Source organism: Candidatus Dedyshia acidiphila (assembly GCF_051025295.1).
Classification (GTDB): domain Bacteria; phylum Acidobacteriota; class Terriglobia; order Terriglobales; family Acidobacteriaceae; genus KBS-83.
Genome location: NZ_JBMGJV010000004.1, coordinates 151,474 through 160,521, shown reverse-complemented (window position 1 = coordinate 160,521; position 9,048 = coordinate 151,474). Strand labels below are relative to the sequence as shown.

Genomic DNA, 9,048 nt, shown 5'->3' with positions numbered 1-9,048 from the left:
TTACTTGGCCGCTGGATGTGTCACGATCTCGGTCAGCGACAACGGTCCAGGCATCTCGCTGGCGAATCAACGCCGCATCTTCGAGCCGTTCTTCACAACCAAGGAAGGCACCGGTACAGGCTTGGGACTTTGGGTCAGTGACACCATCGTCCGCAAGCATCAAGGCCGCATTGAGGTGCAGAGCGGCCCGGATAGCGGACAACGCGGTACCACCATGTCTGTCCTTCTTCCGGCTGTGTCGTGACGACGCGCTGAGCATCAGTTCGCTCGACCGCTCGCATTCGCAGTGGGCCGAAGCTACGAATAGACGCGGCTCTCACCGCCTTGCCAATAGGAAGTCGCGGGGTTCTGGACATCACGGGCAGGGCAGGGAAGAAGGTCGAATCGTGCTATTGCCTGCCACACTGGACAAGCATGGCCCACAGCCGGACGCGCCTGCTTCCCTGTAAGCGGCCTAATAAAGACAGTGCTCTTGCGCTGCGAGTCCTGGTTTGCTCATCCCAGAACGAAGTAACTGCAACCATTCGTCGGCACCCGAGGTCTCATGCGTCTCTCTAGCGTTCTCTTACCACTCTCCTCCGTCTGCGCGCTCGTGCTTGTGCCACCCTGCAGCATCGCGCAGGAATTCCCCAAACCGGAGGCTGATGCGGCTCGAATCGACAAGCTGCTCCAGCAGATGACGCTTGAGGAGAAGATGAACCTGATCCGCGGTGGCGTCGAGGATACTAGCGCGTATCAGGGGCAGGCAGGATATCTGCCCGGGGTGTCGCGGCTCAGCGTGCCCTCGTTGCGCATGGCGGACGGGCCGCCCGGCCTGCTGACGCGCGTGCCTGCGCAGGCGGAGACCGCCACGATGGGCGTGGCCGCGACGTTCAGCCGCGAGGATGCTGAGCAGAATGGCGTGGTCATCGGACGCGAAGCGCGCTCGCTGGGCATCGATGTTGTGCTCCAGCCGTTCATCAACATTGATCGCGACATCACGTTCGCACGCGCTTACAACACCTTCGGCGAGGACCCTTACCTGACCGGGGTGATGGGGGTAGCGGAGGTGCGCGGGGCACAATCGCAGGACGTGATGTCCCAGGCAAAGCACTACGTCGGTTACGACACTGATGGCTATAACGTGTCCATCGACCCGCAGGCGCTGCACGAGGTCTACATCGCGCCCTTCGCGGACGTGGTGCACGCGGGCGTGTCGTCCATCATGTGCTCGTATAACCGCATCAACGGACCGTTCGCCTGCGGCAACGCGGACACGCTGAAGACGATCCTGAAAGACCAGATCGGCTTCAAGGGCTTCGTCACCTCCGATTGGGGCGCGGTCCATAGCGCAACCTTCATCAACGACGGGCTCGATATGGAGATGCCCGGCCAGCCACCACCCGACAGTCCATTCGCCGGCTTCATGCACACTTTCTTCCGCACTACGACACCCCCTGCGGCAGCACCACCGAAGTTCGATCCGAATCAATTAGCAGGCATGCTCGGTGGCACCATTCCTGAGGAACCGCCGGCGCCGCCGATGGACATGAACGCGTTTCCGCGCGACAACGATGGCACAACCCTGCAAGCATTGCTCGCGAACGGAACGGTGAAGGAGGCCACCATCACGGAGGCGGCGCGTCGCGTTCTGTACGAGATGGATCGGTTCGGCTACCTGGACGGGCACCAGAAGCACACCGTCACTCCGCAGGACATCGATGCGAATGCCGCTGTCATTCAGAAGACGGCTGAGGATGCGGCGGTGCTCCTCAAGGACGAAGACGGCATTCTCCCGTTGAAGACTGACGATCTCGCGTCACTCGCCATGATCGGCCCGACCGCCGGACAGGTAGCCGCCATCGGCACGTTTGGCGAGCGGTCACCCGGGCTCACGGAGCGACAGGTGAGCCCGATGGCCGCCCTTGTGAAGCTCGATCCGCAGGCACGTGTGACCTTCGCCGTCGACGACGATATGACCGGCACCCCCGTGCCCGCCTCCGCGCTTTCGCACAATGGGATGCCGGGCCTCGCACGCTCGAAAAGCAGCATAAGCGATGCGACTCTCGACTTCACAAGGAGCAATGGCAAGGCACTGCCGCCGAACACCACGGCCACCTGGACGGGCGATCTCACCGTACCCGCCGATGGCAAGTATTGGCTCTATCTGCAAGACCTCGGCGGTCGCGCCAACCTTATGGTCGATGGCAAAGGGGTCGCGCGCACCGGTGCAGCCAAGGGTACTGTGCATGGTGACATCCAGTACGCAACGCAGGACAACGGCCTGCCGACAACGGACGGTCTCGACAACGTGCGCCGCGCACTGCAGTTGACGAAGGGTAAACACACCATTCAGGTAGAGCTCACACCAGACACCTCCGATGCCCCGGCGCAGATCCGGCTGAACTGGATGTCACCGCAAGCGCGCGCCACGGCTCATGCGCAGGCGATCGCCGCCGCGAAGTCGGCGAAGACTGTCCTCGTGTTCGCCTGGACACGCGGTCGTCCCGCCTTTGGACTGCCCGGCGAACAGGATCGCCTGATCGAGGAGGTCGCGGCAGCCAATCCCAACACCGTCGTCGTGCTGAACACCAGCCAGCCAGTGGCGATGCCATGGCTGCCAAAGGTGAAAGGTGTGCTCGAGATGTGGTGGCCGGGCGATGAGGGCGGTTGGGCGACGGCGAAGCTGCTGCTCGGAAAGAGCAACCCCGGAGGACACCTGCCGATGACCTGGGCGAAGCGTCTGACAGATTATGCTGCGAACGACCCAGCGCATCCGGAGCGCTCCGCGAAGGGAGTGGATGGGAAGACGACATTCTCCGAAGGCGTGCTGGTTGGGTATCGCTGGTTCGATAGTCAGAAGATAGAGCCGCAGTTCCCGTTCGGCTTTGGCCTCTCTTACACGAAGTTCGAGCTGTCCGATGTGCATGCCGAGCGCGCTGCCAACGGCGGCGCTGTTGTGACCGTGCGTGTCCGCAATACAGGTCAGGTCGCCGGGGATGCAGTGCCGCAGGTGTACCTCGATCGGCCCGCGACCGATATCCCGGGCGTGCAGTTTGCACCGCGCGCACTTGCCGCCTTCGAGCGGGTCTCGCTTGCGGCAGGTGAGAGCAAGACAGTCACATTGACCCTTCTGCCGCATGCCTTCCAATACTGGGCCACCGCTAAGAATGACTGGGTCGCGACCGCAGGCGAACGGAAACTGCGAGTGGGATTTTCTTCCGGCGATCTGCAGTTGAACGCGAGTCTCCCGTAGGGCTGCAACTTATTGTCAGAACGGCTCACGACCTCTGCAGTTCACTCATTCGAGAGCCTGCAGACCGTCCTCGACTGCGCGTGTGTAGCGACGCCTTTTCACTCCGGTTTGGCACTTGATGAATTTCTGTTGAATTACTCCTCATTCGCTGTTTGCGCTCGCGCTTCGTAATGCGGCCGTCATCATCCGGGCCTACCTTCATCAAGGCTGCGCGGTGGTGCCTCTGCCCATGCCATAGATTTGCCCGAAGGGAAAACCCGCCATGAATATCCGTAAAACTGCCTCATTGGGGCTTGCTGCATGCTTGCTGGTCGCAAGCGCCGTTGCGCAGGAGGGGCCTGTGCCCCAGGGTGTGCCGCATCTCGATCATGTGTTCGTCATCATGATGGAGAACCACGGTTACAGCCAGATCATCCGGAACTCAAACGCCGCTTATATCAATCAGCTCACCCGCACCCAGAACACCGCGACCAACTACTACGCCATTGCGCATCCTAGCCTGACGAACTATCTCGAGGTCGTTGGAGGCTCCAACTTCGGCGTCCATACGGACAACTACCCCGACTGGCACAGCACGTCCTGCACGCCGAACCTGCTCACGGGCATTCCCGCCACCGATAATCCGCCGACCGGCCTTATCTGCCCAATCGATGGCACCGGCACCGATGCGGCCACGCCAGCTATCGACACCACGAACGAGACGACCGGCGCTCCAGGTGACATCAACATCGATGGCGTGCAGTCGATCCCGGCTGACTCGCACATCGTTGGAAAGACGATCGCGGACCAGCTTGTGGCACGCAACCTGACCTACAAGAGCTACCAGGAAGATCTGCCGCTGCCGGGCGCCGATGGCGTCAACGTTGCGGACGGCTTCTTCTCCAACCTGACTGACTTCACGGCGATCAAGCCCGCTCTGACGCCGCCGCTCACCTCAGCCGGCATCGTCGCGCTCTATGCGGTGAAGCACAATCCGTTTGCGTACTTCAAGAGCACGCAGGAAGGCTACGACTTCAAGAACACGCTGCACAATTCGGCGCCGTTCGATGGCGTGACCGGGCTGTATGCTGATCTTGCAGCCGGCACCGTGCCCACCTACTCCTTCATCGCTCCCAACCAGTGCAACGACATGCACGGCCGCGGGAATGCTGGACCGTTCTGCAACTACGATCCGTCCGATAACGGCACGCAGGCCGGGCTCAACCCGGCTCTCATCCAGCGTGGCGATCTGACCGTCAAGCGCATCCTGCGCTCGATCGAGGCTTCGCCCACCTGGAAAGAAGGCAAGAACGTCATCGTCATCCTTTGGGATGAGAACGATTACGCAACTGCGCCAGAGACGAATCAGGTGCCGCTCATCGTCGACACCAGCTATGGCGTGAAGGGCGTTTTGAGCAATGTGCGTTACAACCACTTCTCTCTGCTTAAGACAATCGAAGGCGGACTCGGGCTCCCTTGCTTGAATCATGCTTGCGACAACAATGTGAACGTGATGACCGACCTGTTCGGCGGCAAATAGCTCGCCCGTTCACGCAAGTCTCTGGTTCGCTCAAACCTGGGCCCCGGAAGAGAGAAGCTCCGCCTCGTGCGGAGCTTCTCTCTTTGCGGTGGATCCCTCGGTGCTCAGAACAGCAGGCTGCAAGCAGTCGCTTCATACGCTGGCGCCCGCTCAGTAGATGCAAAGAACGAGCTCAAGTGAACAGGAACTATGATTCGAAATCGTCGCGATCGTTCGCTCCAGCTTGGTCAGGCGCACGTCAGCTTCTCGTTTTAGACGCGCACCTTGTCCTGCAAAACGCTCAACGCGAATGCCTCACCCAATCGAATCGAGACGTCGCTATCACCACGCTAGTGAATGCCTGCGTTCAAGTCGGCGCGCAGCGCTGCTACCGCTTGCGGCAGGTTATATAAGTTACTGATGGCTTTCGCAGACTAGCCCCGGCTATACTCCGCCCGCGTTCATAACGCCCAAGGAGTCGCATCATGGAAGTATCTCGCCGGTCGAAAGCCCCCAAAACAGCTCTACTACTTACACTTGTCGCGGGAGGCTTCGCCGCCGTCGCCGCGGCGCAGGTTACACCCGTTGCTACGGGGCTGAACAATCCACGCGGGTTGGCGTTTGGGCCGGGCGGCGTCTTGTATGTTGCCGAAGCCGGCCTCGGTGCAGGGAACGGCGCCGGTGGTGTTGGCGCGGGACTCGGTTTCACGGGTTCGGTGGGTGAGATCCGCGGTCTCAGCTCGGCACACCCCACTTACACCCGAATCATTACCGGGCTCGCCTCGCAAGCCGACGAAAACGGAGTCGTGGGTCCGGATGGTGTGGCCGCTCTTGGAAACGGCAACATTCACATCGTCCTGACCGGATCTACTCTCGCTGACACGGCACTCTACCCGAACGCGAGTTCAGCGCTTCTCGGGCAGTTTGGCAAACTGCTCAAATCTTCGCAGAGCGGGCATTGGAAGACCGTCGCTGACGTGGGCGACTTTGACTACAACTGGACCTACCAGAACCGCAATGCATTCTTCGCGCCTCCTGAACAATTCCCGGATGCAAACCCCTACGCGGTGCTCTCCGTGCCAGGACATGAATACGTCGCAGACGCAGCGTCAAATACCATTGACGAAGTCGACGAGAACGGCTCCATCCACATCGTGGCGTACGTTCCCAACCCTCTGGTGCAGCTTGGGCCCAACCTCGTGCCGGTCAGCGACTCGGTGCCGACCTGTATCGCGCAGGGAGCGGACGGCTACCTCTACGTCGGCACGCTGGCTTTCGGAGCTAACTTCGCCGCTCACTCACCTCGGTCCAAGGTATACCGGGTCAATCCTGCGGTTACGAACGCGATCCTGACGAGCGCGGACGTGTGGGCCTCCGGCTTCAACCCGATTACGGGCTGCGGCTTCAGCAATGGCGCCTTCTACGCGACCGAGTTCTTCACCTGGAGCTCCGGAACGCAGCACGGAGATGTCGTGCGCGTCGCCGTGAACAATGACGGCTCCGCCGGTGCACGCACAGCGCTGGGTGGCAACGCTCTGGTCACGCCGAACGGCTTCGCTGCGCGGAATGGCTCGATCTACGTTTCGAACTTCAGCGTTTTCCCCGGCGTGAGCAACGGCCCAGTCGGGCAGGTTGTGCGCGTCGATTACTGAGCTGAGCAGCAAACGAGAAAAGGCCCCGCTGGTTGGCGGGGCCTTTCTGTTGCGGGTCAGCGTTAGCTGTAGAGCAGTACACCGTCCGCTGCGGGTGCCTCTTCGCCCTCCTGCTGCACCGGGCGATAGAAGAGCTGGTTGTTCTCGAGGTAGACCTCGAGGAACGCCGGCCGTTGCGAGATGCCGCCCGCGATCAATGCTTCCGACAGCGGATCCTCGACGTAGCGCTGCAGTGCGCGACGCAGGGGACGGGCGCCGTAGGAGCGATCGACCAGTGTCTTCTCGAGGATCCACTTCTTGGCCTCCTCGTTGACGCTGATCGTGATCGACTTCTGCGCCAGGTTCGCGTTCAGCTGTTGGACCAGCAGCTCGAGAATCTGGATCAGGTCTCCGTCCGAGAGCGACAGGAAGATTATGACCTCATCCAGTCGGTTCAGGAACTCGGGGTTGAAGGTGCGCTTGACCTCGTTCTTTACAAGGTCCTCGACCTTCTCCATCACCAGGTCTTCGCGATCGCTCTGGAAGCCAAGCCCCTGCTTCTTCTGCAGGTGCCGCGCGCCGATGTTCGACGTCATGATCAGGATCACGTTCTTGAAGTCGACCGTGTTCCCCAGGCCGTCGGTGAGCTGGCCGTCCTCGAAGACCTGCAGCAGGATGTTGAACACATCCGGATGGGCCTTCTCGATCTCATCCAGCAGCACCACAGAGTACGGCGAGCGCTTCACCCGTTCGGTGAGCTGGCCGCCCTCTTCGTAGCCGACGTATCCCGGAGGCGAACCGATCAGCTTCGAGACCGAGTGCTTCTCCATGAACTCCGACATGTCGAAGCGGATCAGCGCCTTCTCCGAGCCGAACAGGAACTGCGCCAGGGTGCGCGCCATCTCCGTCTTGCCCACGCCGGTCGGTCCCAGGAACAGGAAGGAGCCGATCGGCCGGTGCGGCGACTTGAGACCTGCACGCGAGCGACGGATCGCACGGGCGAGGGCACTGATGGCCTTCTCCTGCGAGATCACACGTTTGTGCAGCTCTTCCTCGACGCGCAGCAGCTTCTGCGTCTCTTCTTCCTTGATCGAGGTCACAGGCACGCCCGTCCAGCGGCTGACCACATCCTCGATGTCCTCGCGGCCCACGATGCCGGCCGTTGAATCGTCCAGGTGGTACTTGTCACGCAGGGCGCGCAGGTTCTCGCGCTCCTTGCGCTCCTCGTCGGAGTAGAAGCGAGCCTTCTCGAACTCGTGGTTCGCGATGGCGTTCTCCATGCGGTGCACGATGAACTTGATCCGCTTCTGTACCTCGGTGATCTCTTCTGGCAGCGACGTCTGCCGCAGCTTCACGCGAGCGCCGGCCTCGTCAATCAGATCGATAGCCTTGTCCGGAAGGAACCGGTCCGGGATGTAGCGGTTCGAGTGTGAGACGGCAAACTCGATCGCGTCATCGGTGTAGCTGACCGCATGAAACTTCTCGTAGCGGTCCTTGATACCCATGATGATCCTGATCGCGTCCGACTCGTTTGGCGGCGGCACCTTGACAGCCTGGAAGCGCCGCTCGAGCGACCGGTCCTTCTCGATTGACTTGCGGTACTCACCCGGTGTTGTGGCGCCGATGCATTGGATCTCGCCGCGGCTGAGAGCCGGCTTCAGGATGTTCGCTGCATCGAGCGACCCCTCGGCCGAGCCCGCACCCACTAGCGTGTGCAGCTCATCGATGAAGATGATGGAATTTTGGTTCTCCATCAGCTCCTTCATGATGGTCTTCAACCGCTCCTCGAACTGGCCGCGGTACTTGGTGCCGGCCACGATCAGCGACAGGTCGAGCGCCAGCACCCGCTTGTCGGCGAGGAAGCTCGGCACATCGCCATCGGCAATGCGCTGCGCCAGACCCTCGACAATTGCGGTCTTGCCCACGCCCGGCTCACCGATCAGCACCGGGTTGTTTTTGGTACGGCGGCACAGGATCTGCACCACACGTTCCACTTCTGAGTCCCGGCCGACGAGTGGATCGAGCTGCGAGTCCGTTGCTGCCTGCGTCAGATCGCGCGAAAATTCTGCCAGCAGGCTGGACTCGCGGTTCTGCCGTTGCTGCGGCGCCTTCTCCTGCGTCGCCCGCGCCAGTTCCTCGCGGATGGCCACCAGCCGCAGACCGCGCTCGTGCAGGATCTCCGCGGCGAAGCACTTCTCCTCGCGCAGCAACCCGAGCAACAGGTGCTCCGTCCCGATGTGTTTGTGGCTCAGCCGCTCCGCCTCTTCGGCGGCATAGGCCAGCACACGCTTGCATTCATTCGACAGGGGAAGGTCGACAGACGTGGAGACCTTCTCCCGGATCGTGGTGTGTCCTTCAATCTGCTTGCGAATGGACTCAACCGATGCGTGGGAGCGCAGAAATTTGTTGGTGAGGGCCTTATCTTCCCGCAGCAGACCCAGCAGCAGGTGCTCGGTCTCGATATAAGGAGAGCCAAACTGGCTCGCCTCGTATCGCGCGAAGAAGATGACGCGCCGTGCCTTTTCTGTGTAGCGCTCGAACATATTCCCCCTCCGAGGACAGTGGAGTGCGCTGGTTGGCGTCTCTCCCTGCCTCTCCTGACTAACTCGTGTACAGAATGTGAGTCGTTGTTACTAAAGATGCACGACCCACGCCACCGGACTCACACCACTCCGTGCGAACGC

Annotated in this window: 5 protein-coding genes; 4 read left to right on the top strand and 1 reads right to left on the bottom strand. The window is 61.3% G+C overall.

From position 1 onward, the window contains the following. The 4 genes from AC5IJH_RS03205 to AC5IJH_RS03190 form a co-directional block, all read left to right on the top strand. Positions 1-244: sensor histidine kinase (locus AC5IJH_RS03205; protein WP_491901345.1), on the top strand; the 244-nt coding region annotated here is incomplete at its 5' end. Between the two features lie 354 nt (positions 245-598). Further along, complete coding sequence (locus AC5IJH_RS03200; protein ID WP_491901344.1) at positions 599-3,235, top strand: glycoside hydrolase family 3 protein; 2,637 nt, start codon at positions 599-601, stop codon at positions 3,233-3,235. A 262-nt stretch (positions 3,236-3,497) separates the two neighbouring features. Beyond that, positions 3,498-4,754, top strand: a complete 1,257-nt coding sequence (locus AC5IJH_RS03195; protein ID WP_491901343.1) for an alkaline phosphatase family protein — start codon at positions 3,498-3,500, stop codon at positions 4,752-4,754. Between the two features lie 464 nt (positions 4,755-5,218). Then, positions 5,219-6,385, top strand: coding sequence for a ScyD/ScyE family protein (locus AC5IJH_RS03190; protein WP_491901342.1), 1,167 nt, complete (start codon positions 5,219-5,221; stop codon positions 6,383-6,385). Positions 6,386-6,447: 62 nt separating this feature from the next. On the opposite strand, the gene AC5IJH_RS03185 is transcribed toward AC5IJH_RS03190, so the two are convergent. Then, on the bottom strand, positions 6,448-8,907 hold the full coding sequence (locus AC5IJH_RS03185) for an ATP-dependent Clp protease ATP-binding subunit (RefSeq protein WP_491901341.1): 2,460 nt from the start codon (positions 8,905-8,907) through the stop codon (positions 6,448-6,450). Positions 8,908-9,048: the final 141 nt, after the last annotated feature.

Coding starts and splice junctions, on each gene's coding strand:
- AC5IJH_RS03195 (WP_491901343.1), top strand. CDS start 3,498: ATGAATATCCGTAAAACTGCCTCATTGGGGCTTGCTGCATGCTTGCTG.
- AC5IJH_RS03190 (WP_491901342.1), top strand. CDS start 5,219: ATGGAAGTATCTCGCCGGTCGAAAGCCCCCAAAACAGCTCTACTACTT.
- AC5IJH_RS03185 (WP_491901341.1), bottom strand. CDS start 8,907: ATGTTCGAGCGCTACACAGAAAAGGCACGGCGCGTCATCTTCTTCGCG.